Source organism: Candidimonas humi (assembly GCF_019166065.1).
GTDB classification, from domain to species: Bacteria; Pseudomonadota; Gammaproteobacteria; order Burkholderiales; family Burkholderiaceae_B; genus Candidimonas; species Candidimonas humi.
In genome coordinates, this window is sequence record NZ_JAHTBN010000001.1 from 13,293 (window position 1) to 32,463 (window position 19,171).

The 19,171-nt window shown below is 65.7% G+C and carries 21 protein-coding genes; 19 read left to right on the forward strand and 2 right to left on the reverse strand.

Features of this window, described 5'->3' with window-relative positions; all coding sequences use genetic code 11:
• Positions 1-209: 209 nt before the first annotated feature.
• From KVP10_RS00050 to KVP10_RS00115, 15 genes are all read left to right on the forward strand, one after another.
• Positions 210-785, forward strand: coding sequence for a DUF2889 domain-containing protein (locus tag KVP10_RS00050; RefSeq protein WP_217962404.1), 576 nt, complete (start codon positions 210-212; stop codon positions 783-785).
• 89 nt (positions 786-874) lie between these two features.
• Entirely contained in the window at positions 875-2,035 is a 1,161-nt protein-coding gene (gene sucC / locus KVP10_RS00055; protein ID WP_217962405.1) for an ADP-forming succinate--CoA ligase subunit beta, read from the forward strand.
• A 22-nt stretch (positions 2,036-2,057) separates the two neighbouring features.
• Positions 2,058-2,939 (forward strand): succinate--CoA ligase subunit alpha, encoded by an 882-nt coding sequence (gene sucD / locus KVP10_RS00060; RefSeq protein WP_217962406.1) that lies wholly within the window; start codon positions 2,058-2,060, stop codon positions 2,937-2,939.
• Between the two features lie 629 nt (positions 2,940-3,568).
• Positions 3,569-4,267, forward strand: a complete 699-nt coding sequence (locus KVP10_RS00065) for a TerC family protein (RefSeq protein ID WP_217962407.1) — start codon at positions 3,569-3,571, stop codon at positions 4,265-4,267.
• A 109-nt stretch (positions 4,268-4,376) separates the two neighbouring features.
• Complete coding sequence (locus KVP10_RS00070) at positions 4,377-5,096, forward strand: TerC family protein (protein ID WP_217962408.1); 720 nt, start codon at positions 4,377-4,379, stop codon at positions 5,094-5,096.
• Entirely contained in the window at positions 5,083-5,208 is a 126-nt protein-coding gene (locus KVP10_RS21370; RefSeq protein WP_281421941.1) for a hypothetical protein, read from the forward strand. The genes KVP10_RS00070 and KVP10_RS21370 overlap by 14 nt, the downstream gene beginning before the upstream one ends.
• Positions 5,209-5,212: 4 nt before the next feature.
• Entirely contained in the window at positions 5,213-6,163 is a 951-nt protein-coding gene (gene hemC / locus KVP10_RS00075) for a hydroxymethylbilane synthase (protein WP_217962409.1), read from the forward strand.
• A 135-nt stretch (positions 6,164-6,298) separates the two neighbouring features.
• A complete protein-coding gene (locus KVP10_RS00080; RefSeq protein ID WP_217962410.1) occupies positions 6,299-7,117 on the forward strand; it encodes a uroporphyrinogen-III synthase in 819 nt (272 codons plus the stop codon).
• On the forward strand, positions 7,114-8,376 hold the full coding sequence (locus KVP10_RS00085) for a uroporphyrinogen-III C-methyltransferase (protein ID WP_217962411.1): 1,263 nt from the start codon (positions 7,114-7,116) through the stop codon (positions 8,374-8,376). The genes KVP10_RS00080 and KVP10_RS00085 overlap by 4 nt, the downstream gene beginning before the upstream one ends.
• A gap of 3 nt (positions 8,377-8,379) precedes the next feature.
• Complete coding sequence (locus KVP10_RS00090; RefSeq protein ID WP_217962412.1) at positions 8,380-9,885, forward strand: heme biosynthesis HemY N-terminal domain-containing protein; 1,506 nt, start codon at positions 8,380-8,382, stop codon at positions 9,883-9,885.
• A gap of 37 nt (positions 9,886-9,922) precedes the next feature.
• Positions 9,923-10,459 (forward strand): inorganic diphosphatase, encoded by a 537-nt coding sequence (gene ppa, locus KVP10_RS00095; protein ID WP_217962413.1) that lies wholly within the window; start codon positions 9,923-9,925, stop codon positions 10,457-10,459.
• A gap of 50 nt (positions 10,460-10,509) precedes the next feature.
• Entirely contained in the window at positions 10,510-11,205 is a 696-nt protein-coding gene (locus tag KVP10_RS00100; protein ID WP_217962414.1) for a fumarylacetoacetate hydrolase family protein, read from the forward strand.
• Positions 11,206-11,248: 43 nt separating this feature from the next.
• Positions 11,249-11,350: an entericidin A/B family lipoprotein gene (locus KVP10_RS00105; protein ID WP_376810921.1), complete on the forward strand. Its 102-nt coding sequence runs from the start codon at positions 11,249-11,251 to the stop codon at positions 11,348-11,350.
• A 298-nt stretch (positions 11,351-11,648) separates the two neighbouring features.
• Positions 11,649-11,819, forward strand: a complete 171-nt coding sequence (locus tag KVP10_RS00110; protein WP_217962416.1) for a hypothetical protein — start codon at positions 11,649-11,651, stop codon at positions 11,817-11,819.
• Positions 11,820-11,827: 8 nt separating this feature from the next.
• A complete protein-coding gene (locus KVP10_RS00115) occupies positions 11,828-12,037 on the forward strand; it encodes a hypothetical protein (protein ID WP_217962417.1) in 210 nt (69 codons plus the stop codon).
• A 114-nt stretch (positions 12,038-12,151) separates the two neighbouring features.
• On the opposite strand, the gene KVP10_RS00120 is transcribed toward KVP10_RS00115, so the two are convergent.
• Positions 12,152-13,468 (reverse strand): MFS transporter, encoded by a 1,317-nt coding sequence (locus KVP10_RS00120; RefSeq protein ID WP_217962418.1) that lies wholly within the window; start codon positions 13,466-13,468, stop codon positions 12,152-12,154.
• A 346-nt stretch (positions 13,469-13,814) separates the two neighbouring features.
• A complete protein-coding gene (gene kynU, locus KVP10_RS00125) occupies positions 13,815-15,065 on the reverse strand; it encodes a kynureninase (protein WP_217962419.1) in 1,251 nt (416 codons plus the stop codon).
• 525 nt (positions 15,066-15,590) lie between these two features.
• On the opposite strand from kynU, the gene KVP10_RS00130 reads away from it, so the two are divergent.
• Genes KVP10_RS00130 through KVP10_RS00145 form a run of 4 tightly spaced genes read left to right on the forward strand, consistent with a single transcriptional unit; the run spans position 15,591 to position 19,066 of the window.
• Positions 15,591-15,872, forward strand: a complete 282-nt coding sequence (locus KVP10_RS00130; RefSeq protein WP_217962420.1) for a hypothetical protein — start codon at positions 15,591-15,593, stop codon at positions 15,870-15,872.
• Complete coding sequence (locus KVP10_RS00135) at positions 15,869-17,329, forward strand: hypothetical protein (protein ID WP_217962421.1); 1,461 nt, start codon at positions 15,869-15,871, stop codon at positions 17,327-17,329. The genes KVP10_RS00130 and KVP10_RS00135 overlap by 4 nt, the downstream gene beginning before the upstream one ends.
• Complete coding sequence (locus tag KVP10_RS00140; protein ID WP_217962422.1) at positions 17,326-18,291, forward strand: hypothetical protein; 966 nt, start codon at positions 17,326-17,328, stop codon at positions 18,289-18,291. Before KVP10_RS00135 ends, KVP10_RS00140 begins: the two co-directional genes overlap by 4 nt.
• Before the next feature lie 7 nt (positions 18,292-18,298).
• A complete protein-coding gene (locus KVP10_RS00145) occupies positions 18,299-19,066 on the forward strand; it encodes a hypothetical protein (protein WP_217962423.1) in 768 nt (255 codons plus the stop codon).
• Positions 19,067-19,171 lie beyond the last annotated feature (105 nt).

Consider the following 19,171-nt stretch of genomic DNA (forward strand, 5'->3'; position numbering starts at 1 on the left):
GTTGCGGCTGACGGCATATACGTTATATATGGGCGCGGCATATGCATCTGGTGATATATGCGCTGGATGATATATGCCGCGCCCATTCTGCATTGTGGCCGTCTTCTTGACGTCGCGCCAGCGCCCGGCGCCGCGGCCCTGGCCCCGCAAGGGCGCGAGAGGCTGCGTTATACTTGCAAGGTTTATCGTCCAGCTGTTTAACTTCATACATGCCCCTGCCGCCTTCCAATGTCTCGCGCGAGCCGTTGCATACGCGTTCCATACGTGTAGACTCATACGCCCGGGAAGACGGCCAATGGGATCTCGAAGCCGAACTCATCGACACCAAGGGCTACGATTTCCCGCGGCACAGCGGCGCGATCCACAAGGCCGGTACACCTGTGCACCATATGCATCTGCGCGTCACCATCGACGACCAGTTCACCATCACGGCGGCGGCCGCCGCCTACGATGCGGCACCCTACGATTCCAACTGCAGCGCCATCGCTCCCGACTATGAGGCGCTGGTGGGCATGAATCTGCTGCGCAGTTTCCGGCAAACCGTCAAAGATCGCTTCGCGCGCACTGCGGGCTGCACGCACATGACCGAGCTTTCCTATGTGCTGCCGACGGTGGCGGTGCAGACCATGTCCAATCGCCGGCGCCTGGAAAGGCTGGCCTCGGCCACGCCCAAGAAACCCTTCCAGCTCGACGGCTGTCATGCGCTGCGCACGGACGGCTCGGTCGCCCAAGAGTTCTATCCCCAGTGGTATGTAGCCCCTGGGGCCAGGGAGAAGCACGAATAACCCCGCTCCGGCCCGGCGCGTCATGGTGCCGGCGGCCTTAGGCTAGGCACGGGCATTTTTTTTCATCTTTACGTACTGACAGGTCATAAATGAAAATTCACGAGTATCAAGGCAAGGAACTGCTGAAGAAATTTGGCGTCACCGTGCCGCGCGGTTTTCCTGCATTTTCCGTGGAAGAGGCCGTTGCCGCGGCCGAGAAGCTGGGCGGCCCGGTCTGGGTGGTCAAGGCGCAGATCCACGCCGGTGGCCGGGGCAAGGGCGGCGGCGTGAAGCTGGCGCGCTCCATCGATGAAGTGCGCAAACTGGCTTCCGAGATCCTGGGCATGCAGCTCGTCACGCATCAGACCGGCCCCGAAGGCCAGAAGGTGCGCCGCCTGCTGGTCGAAGAGGGCGCCGACATCAAGAAGGAATACTACGTCGGCATCGTCACCGACCGCGCCTCGCAGCGCGTGTGCGTGATGGCCTCCAGCGAAGGCGGCATGGAAATCGAAGAAGTCGCCGACAAGACGCCCGAGAAGATCCTCAAGGTGTTTGTCGACCCTCTCGTCGGGCTGACCGATGCCGACGCCACCAAGCTGGCCCAGGGCATAGGCGTTCCGGCCGCTTCGGTGGGCAAGGCCGCGGCCGAGTTCCAGAAGCTCTACAAGGCCTATTGGGAAACCGATGCGTCCCTGGCCGAGATCAACCCGCTGATCCTGACCGGCTCGGGCGACATCATTGCGCTGGACGCCAAGTTCAACTTCGATTCGAACGCGCTGTTCCGCCACCCCGAGATCGTGGCTTATCGCGACCTCGACGAAGAAGACCCCGCCGAGATCGAAGCCAGCAAGTACGACCTGGCCTATATCCAGCTCGACGGCAATATCGGCTGCCTGGTCAACGGCGCCGGCCTGGCCATGGCCACCATGGACACCATCAAGCTGTTCGGCGGCGAGCCGGCCAACTTCCTGGACGTGGGCGGCGGCGCGACGGCCGAGAAGGTCACCGAGGCTTTCAAGATCATGCTGGCCAATGACAGCGTCAAGGCGATCCTGGTCAATATCTTCGGCGGCATCATGCGCTGCGACGTGATCGCCGAGGGCGTGATCGCGGCCTGCAAGGCCGTCAACCTGAATGTGCCGCTGGTCGTGCGCATGAAGGGCACCAATGAAGAGCTTGGCAAGAAGATGCTGGCCGATTCGGGCCTGCCCATCATCAGCGCCGACACCATGGCCGAAGCCGCGACCCGCGTCGTGGCCGCCGTGAAGTAAGAATATTGCCGAGGATTTGTAAATGTCGATTCTGATCAACAAAGATACCAAAGTCATCACGCAGGGCATCACCGGCAAGACCGGCCAGTTCCACACTCGCATGTGCCGCGAGTATGCCAACGGCCGCGCGGCTTTCGTGGCCGGCGTGCACCCCAAGAAGGCAGGCGAGAACTTCGAGGGCATTCCTATCTACGCCTCGGTCAAGGACGCCAAGGCCGAGACCGGCGCGACGGTTTCCGTGATCTACGTGCCGCCCGCGGGCGCGGCCGATGCGATCTGGGAAGCGGTCGAGGCCGATCTGGACCTGGTCATCTGCATCACGGAAGGTATTCCCGTGCGCGACATGCTGGTGGTGCGCAATCGCATGCGCGACGAAAATCGCAAGACGCTGCTGCTGGGGCCGAACTGCCCGGGGCTGATTACTCCCGACGAAATCAAGATCGGCATCATGCCGGGGCATATTCACCGCAAGGGCCGCATCGGTGTGGTGAGCCGCTCGGGCACGCTGACCTATGAGGCGGTGGCGCAGGTCACCGAACTCGGGCTGGGCCAGTCCAGCGCGGTGGGCATCGGCGGCGACCCGATCAATGGCTTGAAGCACATCGATATTCTGCAGATGTTCAACGACGATCCGGACACCGACGCGGTGATCATGATCGGCGAGATCGGCGGGCCGGACGAGGTGAATGCGGCGCGCTGGGCCAAGGACAATATGAAGAAGCCGGTGGTGGGCTTTATCGCGGGCGTCACGGCGCCTCCGGGCAAGCGCATGGGCCACGCGGGCGCGCTGATTTCGGGCGGCGCCGATACGGCGGATGCCAAGCTGGAAATCATGGAAGCCTGCGGGATCAAGACTACGCGCAATCCGTCGGAGATGGGGAAGTTGTTGAAGTCGGTGCTGTAGTTGGTGGTATGTGCCGGCCCTGCGGGCCGGCGCTTGCCGGAACGGTCCGTCCTGGTGGCGGGCCGTTTGTTTTTGGGGCGTTCTTTTGAGGGCCTTTGTGCGTCGCAGGTTGCGGTTCTTTAGGCGCGGCCTAGAACGGGGTACCTCCCTCCGGTGCGGTACCCCACGCACCTCCGGGAGGCATCCCGTTCTCTCCGCTGGTTTTGTAGACGGGTGGGGGGTGTGGGGCCTTGGTGCGTCGGAGGCTTGGTTCTTTCGGCCGCGGCCTAGAACGGGGTACCTCCCTCCGGCGCGGTACCCCACGCACCTCCGGGAGGTACCCCGTTCTCTCCGCTGGTTTTGTAGACGGATGGGGGATGCGCGGGGCGGGTTGGTGTTTGTCCGGGATATCGGGGGAAACCCGGTGTTTTGTGGAAAATGAAAGATTGCTTACGTACAACTGACTATAATGCCGGGTGTGCCGCAGTTTGGCCGCCGGCAGGAATGGCTTCGAATCATGCGCCCGAGTCCGATGCGCCCGCAGGGGGACGCAGCGGCCGGGCGGCTTTGTTGGGGGTGTGCCGGGGACGTCGGGGCTTGTCGCCGCTTAGCGTATCTAGGGTGGCACTTATGCATAAAGGGAATGGGGAATGAACGTTGGTTCGATGGAATTCTGGCTCGCACTGCTGGAGATTATTTGGGTAAACATATTGCTGTCGGGGGATAACGCGGTGGTGATTGCGCTGGCGGCGCGTTCTTTGCCGCCGCAGCAGCAACGCACGGCGATCGTTGCCGGTTCGGCCGGGGCTATTGTGTTGCGGATCGTCCTGACGCTGGTGGCGGCCGAGCTGTTGCTGCTGCCGTGGCTGAAGACGGTCGGGGCCTTGCTGCTGGTGTACATAGGGGTCAGCCTGTTGTTGCCCGAGAAGGACGGCGACGGGACGGAAAAACAGTACAACAGCCTCTGGGCGGCGATACGCACCATCCTGGTGGCCGACCTGGTCATGAGCCTGGACAATGTGGTGGCGGTGGCCGCCGCGGCCCATGGCAATGTGCCGCTGCTGATCATCGGCCTGGCCATCAGTATTCCGCTGGTCATTTTCGGCAGCACGCTGCTGCTCAAGGTCATCGAGCGTCTTCCCGTTATTGTGTGGCTGGGTGCTGCGCTGCTGGGTTTCATTGCGGGCGAGATGCTGGTCAGCGATCCGGCCCTGGGCGGCGTGTTCGACGGGTTCGCGGCGTCGCTGCATGCGTCCAGCCACCAGTTGGCCCTGGCTATCGGCCTGGTGGGCGCCTTGCTGGTGCTGGCTATAGGGTGGATTTTTACACATAGAAACAAAACTGAATAGAAACTGAATTAAAATCTGGGGCAGTCGTCACGCCTCGGCGCATGCGGTGCGCCGGGGCGTTTTCGTGTACGGCGCCGATAAAAGGCGCAGATATTTACGGGCATTCCAGATGATCGAGTTTTTCCAGAATTTGCATTGGGCGGCAATTTTCCAGATCGTCATGATCGACATCCTGCTGGGCGGCGACAATGCCGTGGTCATTGCGCTGGCTTGCCGCAAGCTGCAGCCCCGTCAGCGTATGCAGGGCATTTTGTGGGGTACGGCCGGGGCCATCGGCTTGCGCGTGGTGCTGATCGCGTTCGCCCTGGTGCTGCTGGATATTCCCATGCTCAAGGTGGTGGGCGGCCTGCTGCTGGTCTGGATCGGCGTCAAGCTGCTGATCCCCGAGCAGGGCGAGCACGGCAATGTGCAGGCCGGCTCTTCGGTATGGTCGGCGGTGCGCACCATCCTGGTGGCCGACCTGGTCATGAGCCTGGACAACGTTATTGCGATCGCCGGCGCGGCGGAAAATTCCGGCCCGGGGCATCAGCTCGGCTATGTGATATTTGGCCTGCTGGTCAGCGTGCCCATCATCATCTGGGGCAGCACCCTGGTGCTCAAGCTCATAGACCGCTATCCGCTGGTGGTCGCTTTCGGCGCGGCCCTGCTGGGCTGGATTGCCGGCGGCATGGTCGTGTCCGATGTTCTTGTCATAGATCATATCGGCCAGGTTTCGGCTCCGGTTAAAATTGCGGCAGAGGCGGCTGGCGCCATCCTGGTGTTGTTGCTGGGCAAGTGGTGCGCCGGCCGCAAAGTCGCCGCAAAGGAAACCGCCCATGGGTCTGTTTAAATCCTCCGACCGCAAGAAGCACGAGTCGGGTCTGTCGCTGCTGCAAGGCCTGTTGATCCTTGCCATCCTGGGCATAATCGCCACGGTGATCGTGACCAAGCTGGCGGGATGACGCCATGCAGGACAGCGCTCCCGAAAAGCTCATCATTGCCACACGCGCCAGCCGGCTTGCCCTCTGGCAAGCCGAGCACGTGCGCGAGCGCCTGCGGGCGCTGTATCCGTCCTGCCGCGTCGAACTGCTGGAACTGACCACGCGCGGCGACCAGATTCTCGACCGCACGCTGTCCAAGGTGGGCGGCAAGGGCCTGTTCGTCAAAGAACTGGAAACGGCGCTGCTCGACGGGCGGGCCGATCTGGCCGTGCATTCGCTCAAGGACGTGCCGGTCGATCTGCACGAGCCCTTCGAGCTCTCCGTCATCCTCGAGCGCGACGATCCGCGCGATGCCTTCGTGTCGGGCCGCCACGCGGCTCTGGACGATCTGCCTCCGGGGGCCGTGGTCGGCACCTCCAGCTTGCGCCGCGAGGCGCAGTTGCGCCTCGCTTATCCGCAATTGCAGGTACGGCCGCTGCGCGGCAATCTCGATACCCGCTTGGCCAAGCTCGATCGCGGCGACTATGACGCGATCATCCTGGCTGCGGCCGGTCTGAAGCGGCTGGGGCTGGAATCGCGCATCCGCGCGCGCCTGTCGCCGGAACAAAGCCTGCCCGCGGCAGGGCAAGGGGCGCTGGGCATCGAAACGCTGGCCGCGCGCGCCGATCTGCGCGCCTGGCTCTCCCCGCTGGCAAGCGCCGACACCACCGCCTGCGCGCTGGCCGAACGCGCGGTCTCGCGTATGCTGGGCGGCTCGTGCCAGGTGCCGCTGGCGGCCTACGCCGGTATCGAAGACGGCCAGATGCATGTGCGCGCCCTGGTGGCGCATCCCGATGGTTCGGGCGTGATCCGCGCCGAAGCCCGCGGGCCTATGGCATCGGCCGTGCAATTGGGTGAAACAGCGGCCCGCGGGCTGCTCGACAAGGGCGCGGCAGCCATTCTGGCCGCGCTGCAGGACCCGGCGCCGACCGTCTGATGCGGGCGGGTGCATTAGGCGCGGCCAGCGCGTTGTGGCGACCGGGCGCGTGGCCGCGGACGCTACAATCGCTGCGGCGAGGCGCGGCAGCGCGCCTGTCGCTACGCATCTGAGCCGGGGCGGGGCGGCCATCCCATGAATGCTTATGTCGTACTGACGCGCCCGGCCGGCCGCAACGATGCGCTGGCCGGCCTTTGCGCCCGGGCCGGGCTTGACGCCCTGGTGCTGCCGGCGCTCGAAGTCGGGCCCTTGCCTGCGCCTGCGGCGGGCTGGCCGGCGCCCGAAGACCACGATCTGGCGGTATTCGTCAGCGGCGCTGCCGCGCGCTATTACATGGATGCCCTGCGTGCGCTGCGCGGCGAGTTTCGCTGGCCGGCAGGCTGCCGCGCCGCCGCCGTGGGAGCCGCGACTGCGCGGGCGCTGGCCGCCACCGGGGTTCTCGATCTGGCCGATGTCGTGCACCCTGATGCCTCGGGCCCCCAGGATTCCGAAGCCCTGTGGGGGCTATTGCAAGGGCATGCGTGGCGGCGTGCCTTGATATTACGCGGACAGTCCGGGCGGGAATGGCTGGGTGACAGGCTGGAGCAGGCCGGCGCCGAGGTGTTTCGTTGCGCCTTGTACCGGCGTGTCGCGGCTTCCTGGACCGCGGCGCAGGCCGAGGCGCTGCGCGGGCGCCTGGCGGCCGGCGCCGCGCCGATTTGCGTCTTTACCAGCGCCGAAGGCGTGCAGGCCTTCGCCTCGAATATCGCGCGTGCGGGGCTGTCGCGGTTTTGGGAGCGGGCCCGTTATGTGGCCATCCACGAGCGGGTCGCGCAGCAATTGCGCGCCAGCCTGGCACAGGCGAGTGGCACCGCGCCCGATCCAATGGTAAAAATATGCCCACCGGACGACGATGCCGTTTTCGAGGCCGTTTTATCGATCGCCACGCCGCAAGGAATACAATCCTCTCCATGACCGAAAATAGAACCGAGATCAATCCGTCCGGCACTCCGGCCCCCAGCGACAACAAGCCCACCCCCGACAAGAAGCCGGCCGCCGCGCGGCCGGCGGGGTCCGTGCGCAGCGCGGCCCGCACCGGCCTGCGCGTGGCGCTGGCCATCGTGATCATCGTGGCGATCGGGCTGGGCGCCGGCCTCTGGTACCAGCAGCGCGTATTCAAGCGCGTCGGCGCGCAGCTCGAAAGCCGCGTGGCCGATGCTTCCAGCATCGCCAGCCAGGCGCGCGAACAGGCGCAGCAGGCCGTGTCCCTGGCCCAGACGCAGACCCGGCAGCTCGAGGCCTTGCAAGCGTCGCTCGACCAGACGCAGGCCCGCTACCAGAGCCTGGAACAGGCCTTCCAGACGCTGACCGACAGCGGCTCGGAACTGACCCTCATCAACGATGTCGACCATCTGGTCAATATCGCGCACCAGCAGCTCGCGCTGGGCGGCAACGTGGCCAATGCCATCGTCGCGCTGGAAACCGCACAGGCCCAGTTGGCGCGCGCCAACCGGCCGAACCTGGCTTCGCTGCAGCAAACGATCAATGGCGATCTCGACCGCCTGCGCACGGTAGCCACGACAGACGTGCCCATGCTGTCGCACCAGCTCGATACGCTCGAGAGTCTGATCGCCACTGCGCCCTTGCTGGTTCCCGATGCCGCAGCGCCCGGCTTGCCGGCGGCCGACGCGCAGCCGCAGGGCGGGTCTTCCGCGGGCGCCGCGGACACAACATCCGGCGAGCCTGCCGCCGACGTCTGGTGGCGCCGCGCGGCCGACAGCGTCTACACCTGGTCGTCCAGGGCCTGGGCGTCGCTGCGCCACGATTTGGGGCAGTTCATCAGCGTCAGGCGCGCCGCCGATCCGGCTGCGCTGCTGATGTCGCCGGACCAGGCCACCCAGTTGCGCCAGAACCTGCGGCTGCGGGCCATGACCGCGCAGCTTGCCTTGCTTATGCGCCAGCCCGGGGTCTGGAAGACCGAAACCCGTGCGCTGGAACAGGCGCTGGCCACCCGCTACGACGGGCAGGCCGACCAGACCCGGCAGGCGCTCAAGATCGCGCGCGGCCTGGCCGATACCGCCATCGACGTGAAGCTGCCGACGGTGGACAACAGCCTGCAGGCCCTGCAGACCTTGCGCGATGCCCAGGCCAAGCAGGCCGCGAAGCAGTCGCAGCGGGCCGCGGCGCCCGATGGCGCCGCCGCGCAGCCGCAGCCCGGCCATCCGCAGGAATAAGCCATGCGGACCTGGTTCTGGACTTTCCTGGTATTGGCCCTGGCGGTTGGCCTGGCCCTGGCGCTGCACGATCATGGCGGCAATGTACTCATCATCGCCCAGCCCTGGCGCATCGAACTGTCGCTGACGCTGGCGGTATTGCTGGTGCTGGCGGGTTTCTGCGTCGTCTACGTCGCGTTGCGGCTGCTGGCATGGCTGACTTCCGGCCCCGAACGCCTGCGCACCTGGCGCGGCGCGCGCGCGCAGAAGCGCGATCACGACCTGCTCGAGACCGGCTGGGTCAGCCTGCTGGAAGGGCGCTATTCGCAGGCCGAGAAAGACTTCGCCAAGATACTGTCGCAGTCGCGCTCATCCGGGCGCAAGGTGCTGGCGGCGCTGGCGGCGGCGCGCGCGGCGCATCGCATGGGCGAGTTCGGCCGGCGCGACCAGGCGCTGGAACTTGCACGCGAAAACGCCGGCTCCGAACCGCGCCTGAAAGAGGCGGCGGCGACCGTGGCGGCCGAAATGTACCTGGACCAGCGTCGGCCCAAAGAAGCGCTGGCGTTGCTGCAGCCCTTGCAGGACGCCAGCTCGCGCTACTTCCATGCCACTTATCTGCTGCTGCGCGCGCACGCGCAGTTGCACAATTACGATCGCGTCTTCGCGCTGACGCGCCTGCTGCAGCGGCGCGGCGCCATCAACAAGACGGAAGCCCTGGGCTACATCGAAACCTCCGTCGCGGCGCGCCTGCACCAGGAAGGCATGCCGGCCTACAAGGCCATATGGGGCGAACTGAAGTCCGATGAGCGCGTGCTGCCCGAAATCGCGCTGGCCGCCGCCTCCATCCAAGAGGCCGACGGCCATGCCGACGAGGCCTCGCGCATACTCGAAGCGGCCATAGGCGCGAGTTTCGACCCGCGCCTCTTGAGCGCCTATTCGCAGTGCCCGCCTGAACAGGTGGCGCACCGCCTGAGCAAGGCCGAGGTATGGCTCAAGAGCCGGCCCGACGATTCGGCCCTGCTGGCCGCCCTCGGCAATCTGTGCCTGACCGGCCAGCTATGGGGGCAGGGCGAACGCTATCTGCTGCGCAGCATGAAGATCCGCAGCGACGTGCGCATCCACGCGCTGCTGGGCAATTTGTACGACCGCCTCGGCCGCAGCGCAGATGCCATGAAGCACTGGCGCCTGGCCTCGGGCGTGGCCGGCGTGCTGCCGGTATTGCCCGCCAATCGGGCGCTGCCCGCGGCCGACATGCGCGGCGACCCGACCCTGATCGATTTTGCTGCCGTGCCCGACAGCGAGCCGTCGCCCGCGCCGGACGAGATCCCGCAGGCAGCCAGCGCCGCCGGCTATGTGCATCTCGATATCGAGGCCTGGGAAACCCCCAGGATGGAAGAGCCGGCCGCGCCGGCCGAGCCCCCGGCCGCCGGCGAACCGGGCCTGGACGAATATTTCGACAGCGCGCCGATACCGGGCGTGGATTTGTCCCAGACCTCGGATCGGCCTTCCAGAGGCCCGGAACGGCGCTGATTCGTTTTCCTTTTCACACCTAGGTTAAATCACCATCATGAGTCTAGACCGCGTACCCGCCGGCGCCAAGCTGCCGGACGAATTCAACGTCATCATCGAGATCCCCATGAATGCGGCTCCCATCAAATACGAGGTCGACAAGGCTTCGGGGACCCTGTTCGTGGACCGCTTCATGGTGACGGCCATGCACTATCCCTGCAACTACGGCTACATACCCGAAACGATTTCCGACGACGGCGATCCGGTGGATGTGCTGGTGCTGGCGCCGCTGCCCGTGCACAATGGCTCGGTGATACGTTGCCGCCCGGTGGGCATGCTGCAAATGGACGACGAAGCCGGCGGCGACGCCAAGCTGCTGGCCGTGCCGGTCGACAAGCTCTGGCCCGGTTACCGCGACGTTCAGAAACCTGAAGACTTGCCCGAAGTAGAATTGGCTCGCATCCAACACTTTTTCGAACACTATAAAGAGCTGGAAAAAGGCAAATGGGTGAAGGTCAAGGGCTGGGAAGGCCCCGAAGCTGCCCGCAAGGAAATCCTGGCCAGCGCCGCGCGCTACACCCAGGGCGTCAAGTAAGCAAAGCTTATTCATAGACAAGATACTCTACAAAGGAAATCGAGGAAAAAATGGATTACATCGTTCCCGCCCAGCCCCTGGCCGCCATTCCCGTGGTCGGCTCGGCCGCCGTATTTCCCGTGCGCCGCATCTACTGCGTGGGCCGCAACTACGTCGAGCATGCCAAGGAAATGGGTTTCACCGGCCGCGAAGACCCGTTCTTCTTCAACAAGCCCGCCGATGCGCTGATCAATGTGGCCGACGGCCAGACGGGCACCATGCCCTATCCGGCCAAGACCTCCAACCTGCACTACGAGATCGAGCTCGTGGTGGCGCTGGACAAGGGCGGCCGCGACCTGACTCTGGAACAAGCCGCCGAATGCGTCTGGGGCTATGCCATCGGCCTGGACATGACGCGCCGCGACCTGCAATCCGAGGCCAAGAAGCTGGGCCGGCCCTGGGAAGTGGGCAAGGCCTTCGACCAATCGGCTCCTATCGGCCCGCTGCATCCGCGCAGCAAGGTCGGCACGCTGGACAAGGGCGAGATTTCCCTGACCGTCAATGGCGCCACCAAGCAGTCCAGCGACCTGTCCCGCATGATCTGGAACATCGCCGAATCGATCGCTTACTTGTCGGGCTTGTTCGAGCTGAAGGCCGGCGATATCATTTTCACGGGCACGCCTGAAGGGGTGGGTCCGGTCGTCGCGGGCGACACCATGGTCGGCGCCATCGCCGGCCTGGGCGAGCTCAAGGTGGCTGTCAAATAAAACCAAGGAGACGCTGATGCGCAAGGTTCTTCTGTCACTGCTCATGCTCGCCTGCATGGGCCTGGCTGCCTGCTCCAACACGGTAGCCGGCGCCGGCCAGGACATTACCAATGCCGGCCATGCCATCTCCAAGTCGGCCCAGTAGGCCTGCTCGGCGCGAGGCCCGCGTGCCGGGCGCCGCGTTTGCGGCACTGGTGCCTGGGTGAAAGAACCCCTGCCGCAATACGCGGCAGGGGTTCTTTTTTACCGCCGGGCCGCCCCAAGGCAAAAAGCACCCCCTTGGGGGATGAGCCCGGACACAGCACAGCCCCTGCGGGCTGTGCTGTGCCTGGCGAATCCGAGCGGCCTGCAAGGCGCGAGGTGGACAGCAAGCCGAAGGCGCAGCGCGGGGGCCCCTTCTTGCCGCTGTCCGCCGCAAGGCAGGCTTCGGGGCCGGTTTCGGCATGCTGCCCATCGGCACCTTGCGCGTGCGTATCGCCTCGCAGGTTCGGGCGGCGGCTACGGTGCGAGCCCAGGTCGGGTTTTATTTCGTGTTTTTTATTTTCTGTTTTTATTATTTTGTCGCCACGGCCGCCGGCTTGGCAGGCACAATAAAGGCTGTAACCTCAACCTGAAGGAGACGATGATGCGATTCAAAATCCTGCTGCCGCTGTTGGCGGTGATGTGCCTGGGCATGGCCGGTTGCTCCAATACCTTCCGCGGCGCCGGCGAAGACGCGTCCAATGTCGGCCACGTCGTCAAGAAGGGCGCGGCCAGCGCCGACCGCAAGATCCAGGACACTGTCGGCGACGGGCAGCCCGCGCCGGCGCAGACTCCCGCCCACTCGAACTGATACGAAAAAACAAAGGCCGCAAGAGCCGGGGGCTTTCCCGGTTCTTGCGGCCTTTGGCTTGCCTGGCCGGCGGGCCATCCGCCTGCGCGGACGGCCTGCTTCTAGTGTTGCCGTCTACTTGTTGACCAGCTTCGAGGGCATGGCCAGGGTGACGAGCGCGCCCAGCACCATGAAGGCCGCCAGCACGTCGATGCCGCTATTGGTGGACTGGGTCACGTCCTTCAGGTAGCCGATCAGGGATGGCCCGAAGAAGCCCGCCAGGTTGCCCAGCGAATTGATCATGGCGATGCCAGCCGCGGCCGCCGTGCCGCTGAGGATGGCGGTGGGCAGGCTCCAGAACAAGGGCAGCACGATCATGATGCCCATGGTGGCGAAGGTGAGGGCCACCATCGCCAGAGTCGTATTGCCGCTCCATATAGTGCTGAGATACAGGCCCGCCGCCCCGATCAGGGCGGGGACTGCGATGTGCCAGCGGCGCTCGCGCTTGATGTCGGAACGCCAGCCCACCAGCACCATGGCGATCACTGCAAAGCCGTACGGAATGGCGGTAAGCAGGCCTATGGTCAGCGAATCCTTGATGCCCGTGGTCTTGATGATGGTCGGCAGCCAGAAGCTCACGCCGTACAGGCCGATCACGAACGAGAAGTAGATCAGGCTCATGGCCCACATGCGGCCGTTGCTGAACACTTTGCGCAGCGGCAGGTCGTGCTTCTCGGCGGTGTCGGCGGCGATATTGCGTTCGAGCAGTTGTTTTTCCTCGGCGCTCAGCCACTTGGCATTGTGGATGCGGTCGTCCAGGTAGAACAGCACGATGATCCCGATGACGATGGAAGGTATGGCTTCCAGCAGGAACAGCCACTGCCAGCCGGCAAGGCCATGCGCGCCGCTGAGGTCTTCGAGGATCCAGCCCGACACGGGGCCGCCGATGAAGCCCGACAAGGCCACCGCCGTCATGAACCAGGCCGTCATGCTGCCGCGGCGTTCCGACGGGTACCAGTAGGTCAGGTACAGGATGATGCCGGGGAAGAAGCCGGCCTCGGCCACGCCCAGCAGGAAGCGCATCACGTAGAACATGGTCGGCGTGGTGACGAACATCGTCAGGCCCGAGATAATGCCCCAGGTGATCATGATGCGGGCGATCCAGATGCGCGCCCCGACTTTATGCAGGATGACGTTGCTGGGCACTTCGAACAGGAAATAGCCGAAGAAGAAAATGCCTGCGCCCAGGCCATAGACGGTGTCGCTGAGCTTCAGGTCGTTGAGCATCTGCAGCTTGGCGAAGCCGACGTTGACGCGATCGAGATAGGCGACGATATAGCAGATCAGCAGGAACGGTATCAGCCGCCAGCCCACTTTGCGATAAGCGGCCTGTTCAAGCGACGAGGACGAGCCGCTCGTGGCGGCGCCCGGCTGTAGGGTAGAGGGTTGCATCTGGTCTCCTGAGTGTTTGTAAGAGGGCTACTCGTTAAGGCGCCGTTGTTGTTATATAGCGAGCCGATCTTGCCGCCCTGGGCCTTGGGCTGGCGATAGGTGAACGGGCCCAATTATTTCAGACATCGGGCCCGTCGTCGACACGAGTGTATCCCTTGGTATCCCGGGCCGCCAGCGTTTGGGGCCGGGGCATGCGAGGGGTGTGGCTGGATACAGACAGCCGCGGCCTTGCGTAGCCCGGCCGCGCCGCCGGCTTGCGCCGTAGCGGCGGCGGGACGGCGGCGGGGCGGCCGGCCTGCGGCCTCGCATATACGTCGCATATACGGCTTGCGGCTGTGCCCGGGTTTCAGGTCACCGCGGAGCGCCTGGCGCCGGCATCGTAGGCCTTGCGCAGCAGGATGTCGGCGAGCGTGTCCACCGCGTCCCAGACGTCGGCGTAGCTCAGGTACAGCGGGGTGAAGCCGAAGCGCATGATGCCGGGTTCGCGATAGTCGCCGATGACGCCGCGCGCGATCAGCGCCTGCATCACCGCGTAGCCCTGCGGATGCGTGAAGCTGACATGGCTGCCCCGCAAGGCGTGCTCTCTCGGCGTATCCAGCGTCAGGCCCTGGCCGGCGCAGCGGTCTTCGACCAGGCGGATGAAGAGGTCGGTCATGGCCAGGGATTTGCGGCGCAGCGCTGCCATGTCGGTGCGGGCGTACATGTCCAGGCCCGGCTCGACCATCGCCAGCGAGGTAATCGGCTGCGTGCCGCACAGGGCGCGGGCGATGCCGGGGTGGGGCGCGAATTCCGGGCTCATGGCGAAGGGATTGGCATGGCCCCACCAGCCCGAGAGCGGATGGCCGAAGCGGGCCTGGTGGCGCTTGGGCACCCAGATGAAGGCCGGCGCGCCGGGCCCGCCGTTCAAATACTTGTAGGTGCAGCCGACGGCGAAGTCGGCGTTCGAGCGTTCCAGCTCCACGGGCAGGGCGCCGGCCGAATGCGCCAGGTCCCAGACGATCAGCGCGCCCTGATCGTGGGCATGCGCGGTCAGGCCGGGCATGTCCAGCAGGCGGCCGCTGCGGTAATTGACGTGGGTCAGCATGACGACGGCGACGCCGGCATTTATTGCCTGCGGCAGGTCTTCGGGCGAGTCCACCAGCCGCAGCTCGTAGCCGCGATCCAGCCATTGCGCCAGGCCCTGCGCGATGTAGACATCGGTGGGGAAGTTGCTGCGTTCGCTGACGATCACGCGGCGCGCGGCCGTGGCGGGGTTTTCCGCCTGCATGTGCAGGGCCGCGGCGAGCGCCTTGAAGAGATTGATGGAAGTGGTGTCGGTGACCACGACTTCGCCGGCTTGTGCGCCAATCAGCGGCGCCAGCTTGTCGCCGAGCCGGCCCGGCAGTTCGAACCATCCCGCGGTGTTCCAGCTGCGTATCAGGTCTTCCCCCCATTCCTGCTCGACCACCTGGCGCGCGCGCTGCAGTGCGGCCTTGGGGCGCGCGCCCAGCGAATTGCCGTCCAGGTAGACGACCCCCGCGGGCAGCGCGAATTCGTTCTTGAACTGGGCCAGCTCGTCGGCTTGGTCCATGGCGAGGCAGTCGTCGCGAGTGGTCATGAGGGCTCCGTAGAATTGAAGGGGAACATGCCCGGCCGGTCTTTGCGGGCCGGCCATGCCGGCCGGATATGCCTGCATGGCAGAGTATCCGCGAAGCCCGCTGCAGGGCGGGCGAGGCCTCGCGCAGGGCTCCGGCAGGCAAAAGATAAAAAATTATAGGCTGCGGGCCCTCGTTTTTTATTGCGTATCGAGGCGGCGGATTTCCATTTCCTGATGCCTTGCGGGGGAGCGCCGCAAGAATCCTGCGTGTGGTGTTTTGCATGCCGGCTTTTTGTGCGCTGTCGCTATGCATGCTGCCGTTTTGCAGGCCGTCGTTGCGCAAGCGGTCGATCCGTTGGCGGCGGCCGTCGATTCTCGGCCATTCCGCGCGGGACTATCTTGCGGATATTCCACAGCATGCCACGCCCCGCGTCGCTGGTCGCGGCGGCCGGCATCGCGGAATTGGCCAGCTCGGCTTCTGCGAATTGTGGGCGGCGCCATGCCGGCCCAAACTGGAGCCCATCCATCCACTACAGCGAGACGGTCATGCGGCGATCGACACGGCGCTCATTTTCAAGGCAATGCGGCCAGGGCATGACCGAATACATCATCGTCGTGGCGCTGGTGGCCGTGGCCGCAATCGCCGTCTACCAGTTGTTCGGCCAAGTGATCCGCTCGCAGACCGCGGCCATGGCCAAGGAACTGGCCGGCGAAGACGGCACCGAACTGTCCCGCATGGCGCAGTCCGCCGCTGAATCGGCCGCAGCGCAAGCCGCGGCCAAGTCGCTGAAATCTTTCACCGGCAATGCCGCGGGGGCGACCCAATGAAGCCGGAATTCCGCACACGTGCACAGCATCCGCAGTCGGGCCAGGCCCTGGTGCTGGGCATGCTGCTGGCGGCCCTGGCCTCGCTGGCGCTGCTGCGCTACTTCGCCGCGGGCCAGGTCGCCGGCGCCAAGGCGCGCCAGACCCACGCACTGGATGCCGCCGCGTACAGCGGGGCCCTGGTGCAGGCCAGGGCGATGAACATGCTGGCCTATCTGAATCGCGCCCAGATCGGGCACCAGATTGCCATGGCGCATCTCGTCACGCTCGGCTCCTGGGCCCTGTTTGCCGATGCCCAGGCGCGGCAAGCCGGCAGGGGCAATCCGCCGGCCTATCTTATTGCCATGCTCTTCGGCGCGGCACATGGCGCGAGCTATCAGTCCGCCAGGGCAGCCGCGGGGCAGGCGGCCGCCCTGGCTAATGTCGATGGGGAACTGGCCGCCGCCTATGCCGCGCATGACGACGTCGTGCAGCGTGTTTTCGATGCCGTGCAGCACGAGGTCGTGGCCGGGCTGCCGGGTGCGCGCCTGGCAGCCATGCAGCAAGTGCTGGCGCGCAATTATCCGGAATGGGGCGATCGGTCACATTCTGCCGATGCTTCTGGCATCGCGGAAGCCGTCGGTGTTTCGGGTACATCGGGTGCATCAGGTACATCGAGCATGTCCGGCGCGTCCGGCGCGCCGGGCGGCTCGGAGCAGGCCGAGGCTGGCGGCCGGTTCGACATTTCTGTGCGTGATGACACCTGGCCGGGCTACTTGCAGCTATATGCCGGGCACCGCGGGCTGCACGGTTTCGTGCAGGATGTGGCGCGGCTATACAGTTTCCTGGATCCGCGCGACCACACTTTGCAAAGCCCCTGGATCGTCGATGAACGTTGTCCCTGGCTGCGCCATGAACTGCGGCGTCGCGGCGTCACCGAAATCGATGCCGTCGGGCGCTGGCAGTCCATAGACACCGAGTCCTTTCATGCCTTGCGTTCCAATCGCTGGATAGGCTGCTACTATCGCGAATATCCGATGGGCTGGGGCTGGGTGCCCAGCGCGCCGGGCCAGGCTCCAAGCTCGATCTATGTAGAAGACCCGCCCGATGATTTTTCGGCCCAGGACTTCTGGCGCTGGGTCAGTGAGGCCACCAATTGGGACATCCATGCGGGCGACGCCAATCCGCTGGCCAATTCGCGTGCCGTGGCGGGCCGCCAGCGCTGGCGCGGAGGCGGCCTGCCTACCTATTTCGATGTGGCGCAGCCCGGCGGTTCGGGTGTATTCGGCTTCACCGTCGAATTCCGCCACCCCGGTCCCGAAGGCGTACGGCTTACCAGCCGCAGCGCCGCCCAGACTTTTTTCGCCCGTCCGCAGCCTCGCACTGACGGCTACGACGAAAGCCCCAATCTGTTCCATCCTTATTGGCAGGCCAGGCTGGCGTGGCCCGACGCCTCCGCTTCCGCACAGGTGCGCCCATGACCGTCCCTTGCCTCATGCCAGCGCTGCGTCCTTTCCCGGCTGGTGCCGGGCATATCCCCGAGCGTATCCCCGAGCATATCCCCGAGCATATCCATTACGCACGCATGTGCGCTGCGTATCCGCCTATGTTTACGGTGCATGCCGATGGCCCGCGCATCTGCATGCCGCACGGCAACGACACAGGTTTCCACGATGAGCATCCCCAGCGCGGCCAGGCCGCGGCGGAAGCGCTGCTGGTGCTGCTGTTGCTGGGGGCTCTCTGGGTGGGTACGGCGTGGCTGCTGCGTTGGCAGGACGTTGCCCTGCAGGCCCAGCATGCCAGCCGTTATGCCGCCTTCGCGGCAACCCGCGATTCCGCCGCCCGGCCGCTGGAAGAAATCCGCGGCGGGCATTTTTCCGGCCCGGCTCATTTATGGCGCGACCGGCGTGGCGCCAGCCTCCTGAGCGCCGGGCTGTCCGAGATATCGCTGCAAGTCGAGCGCGGGCAAGCGCTGGGCCCGCAGGCCCAACCAGGCGGGCTGCATGTCGATGCCCGCGACTTGCGGCAGGGCTGGGGCGTCGGGGACACCGGCATGGTTACGGCACACCTCGCCGTCGACGCTTTCGCCGGCGAGCAGGCATTGCCAGCCAGCGGATTGGCGCAGTTCGACGTATGGCGGCCCGGGATACGCCGCCACACCGCGATTCTCGCGGGGGCCGGGCATGCTGCGTCCGATGCGCAGGCGCAGCAGCGCGTTGCGGGTTCGGGCCTGGGCTGGGCCGATGCCGCCGATCGCTCCTACGCACTGGGACGCCGCGTGCAATCATGGGCCGGCGGCCTGGATCGCCCTTGGGGGCGCGCCGAGCCTGTTTTCGATTGGCTCGGCCCCTGGGCCGGCCGCGTGCCCGGCCAGCATGTGTCGGATACGCTGGGGCCGCAACGCATTCAGGATATTGGCGGAGCTAGCCATGCGGGCGACTGAACCGTGTATGGCTGCGGCCCATGCTTGCGTCCGCCGGCCCACGCGCGGCGGGGCGCTGTGGCTCTTGCATCCAGTTCATTTGCCGGCCAAGGCCTGCGCCGCGCTCCTGGCATGGCTGGCGTATTGCGGCGTGCCGGCGGCGAGCACGCTTGCCCCGGATCTCGCCCTGTCGCGCATCCCGCGCATAAGCTGGCAGCCGCCGCAGACGATACACGGCTTTGGCTTGCCGATGACGTGGCGCGGCATGCGTTCCAGCCTGGATTTGCCGCAGGCTGCGCGGGCGCTGGCCGAGCATGCCGGCGTATTCCAGCAGATGCTGGTCTTTCCGCAACGGGTAGTGCTGTCGGGAACCTACAAAACCACGCATTGGGTGGCCGAACTGGTGGCCGAAGGGCGGGGCAGCGCCGGGGTGGTCTCCAGCCTGCCGGTGGATGTCTCCGGCCTGCGGCGTGCCCTGGATACGCGCGATGCGCTGCGCATGGACTGGATGCCGCCCCAGGCCCATCTGCGCGCCAGCCATGAGTCCGGCGAGCCCGGCAAGCGCGTACGGCAGCAGATCTATGCCGCCCCCTGGCCGCCGGCCGAACTGCGCGCGCGAGTGGAAGAACGGCTGCGGACGCGCGGGTGGCTGCGCGCCCCTGTCGGCGATATCCCCAAGCCCACGCGCCGGGAAACCGTGCGCGCCTGGCACAAGAATGGCCACGGCCTGCTGCTGACCTTCGTGCCTCTGGCCGGAGGCAGCGCGGTGTATGTGCGCCTCGATGCGGATCCCTAGCCTGTATGCGTAGCCCTGTATGCATAACCATTACGGCGGCCCGGTTCCGGCAGATTCCGAGCCCGGCGCCGGTTTGTACCAGTGGTTCATTGTCCGCGTGCCCTG

What these genes read in the sequence shown, in the direction of transcription:
- KVP10_RS00050 (WP_217962404.1), top strand. Translation starts at nt 210, where the DNA reads ATGCCCCTGCCGCCTTCCAATGTCTCGCGCGAGCCGTTGCATACGCGT.
- sucC (WP_217962405.1), top strand. Translation starts at nt 875, where the DNA reads ATGAAAATTCACGAGTATCAAGGCAAGGAACTGCTGAAGAAATTTGGC.
- sucD (WP_217962406.1), top strand. Translation starts at nt 2,058, where the DNA reads ATGTCGATTCTGATCAACAAAGATACCAAAGTCATCACGCAGGGCATC.
- KVP10_RS00065 (WP_217962407.1), top strand. Translation starts at nt 3,569, where the DNA reads ATGAACGTTGGTTCGATGGAATTCTGGCTCGCACTGCTGGAGATTATT.
- KVP10_RS00070 (WP_217962408.1), top strand. Translation starts at nt 4,377, where the DNA reads ATGATCGAGTTTTTCCAGAATTTGCATTGGGCGGCAATTTTCCAGATC.
- KVP10_RS21370 (WP_281421941.1), top strand. Translation starts at nt 5,083, where the DNA reads ATGGGTCTGTTTAAATCCTCCGACCGCAAGAAGCACGAGTCGGGTCTG.
- hemC (WP_217962409.1), top strand. Translation starts at nt 5,213, where the DNA reads ATGCAGGACAGCGCTCCCGAAAAGCTCATCATTGCCACACGCGCCAGC.
- KVP10_RS00080 (WP_217962410.1), top strand. Translation starts at nt 6,299, where the DNA reads ATGAATGCTTATGTCGTACTGACGCGCCCGGCCGGCCGCAACGATGCG.
- KVP10_RS00085 (WP_217962411.1), top strand. Translation starts at nt 7,114, where the DNA reads ATGACCGAAAATAGAACCGAGATCAATCCGTCCGGCACTCCGGCCCCC.
- KVP10_RS00090 (WP_217962412.1), top strand. Translation starts at nt 8,380, where the DNA reads ATGCGGACCTGGTTCTGGACTTTCCTGGTATTGGCCCTGGCGGTTGGC.
- ppa (WP_217962413.1), top strand. Translation starts at nt 9,923, where the DNA reads ATGAGTCTAGACCGCGTACCCGCCGGCGCCAAGCTGCCGGACGAATTC.
- KVP10_RS00100 (WP_217962414.1), top strand. Translation starts at nt 10,510, where the DNA reads ATGGATTACATCGTTCCCGCCCAGCCCCTGGCCGCCATTCCCGTGGTC.
- KVP10_RS00105 (WP_376810921.1), top strand. Translation starts at nt 11,249, where the DNA reads ATGCTCGCCTGCATGGGCCTGGCTGCCTGCTCCAACACGGTAGCCGGC.
- KVP10_RS00110 (WP_217962416.1), top strand. Translation starts at nt 11,649, where the DNA reads ATGCTGCCCATCGGCACCTTGCGCGTGCGTATCGCCTCGCAGGTTCGG.
- KVP10_RS00115 (WP_217962417.1), top strand. Translation starts at nt 11,828, where the DNA reads ATGATGCGATTCAAAATCCTGCTGCCGCTGTTGGCGGTGATGTGCCTG.
- KVP10_RS00120 (WP_217962418.1), bottom strand. Translation starts at nt 13,468, where the DNA reads ATGCAACCCTCTACCCTACAGCCGGGCGCCGCCACGAGCGGCTCGTCC.
- kynU (WP_217962419.1), bottom strand. Translation starts at nt 15,065, where the DNA reads ATGACCACTCGCGACGACTGCCTCGCCATGGACCAAGCCGACGAGCTG.
- KVP10_RS00130 (WP_217962420.1), top strand. Translation starts at nt 15,591, where the DNA reads ATGCGGCGATCGACACGGCGCTCATTTTCAAGGCAATGCGGCCAGGGC.
- KVP10_RS00135 (WP_217962421.1), top strand. Translation starts at nt 15,869, where the DNA reads ATGAAGCCGGAATTCCGCACACGTGCACAGCATCCGCAGTCGGGCCAG.
- KVP10_RS00140 (WP_217962422.1), top strand. Translation starts at nt 17,326, where the DNA reads ATGACCGTCCCTTGCCTCATGCCAGCGCTGCGTCCTTTCCCGGCTGGT.
- KVP10_RS00145 (WP_217962423.1), top strand. Translation starts at nt 18,299, where the DNA reads ATGGCTGCGGCCCATGCTTGCGTCCGCCGGCCCACGCGCGGCGGGGCG.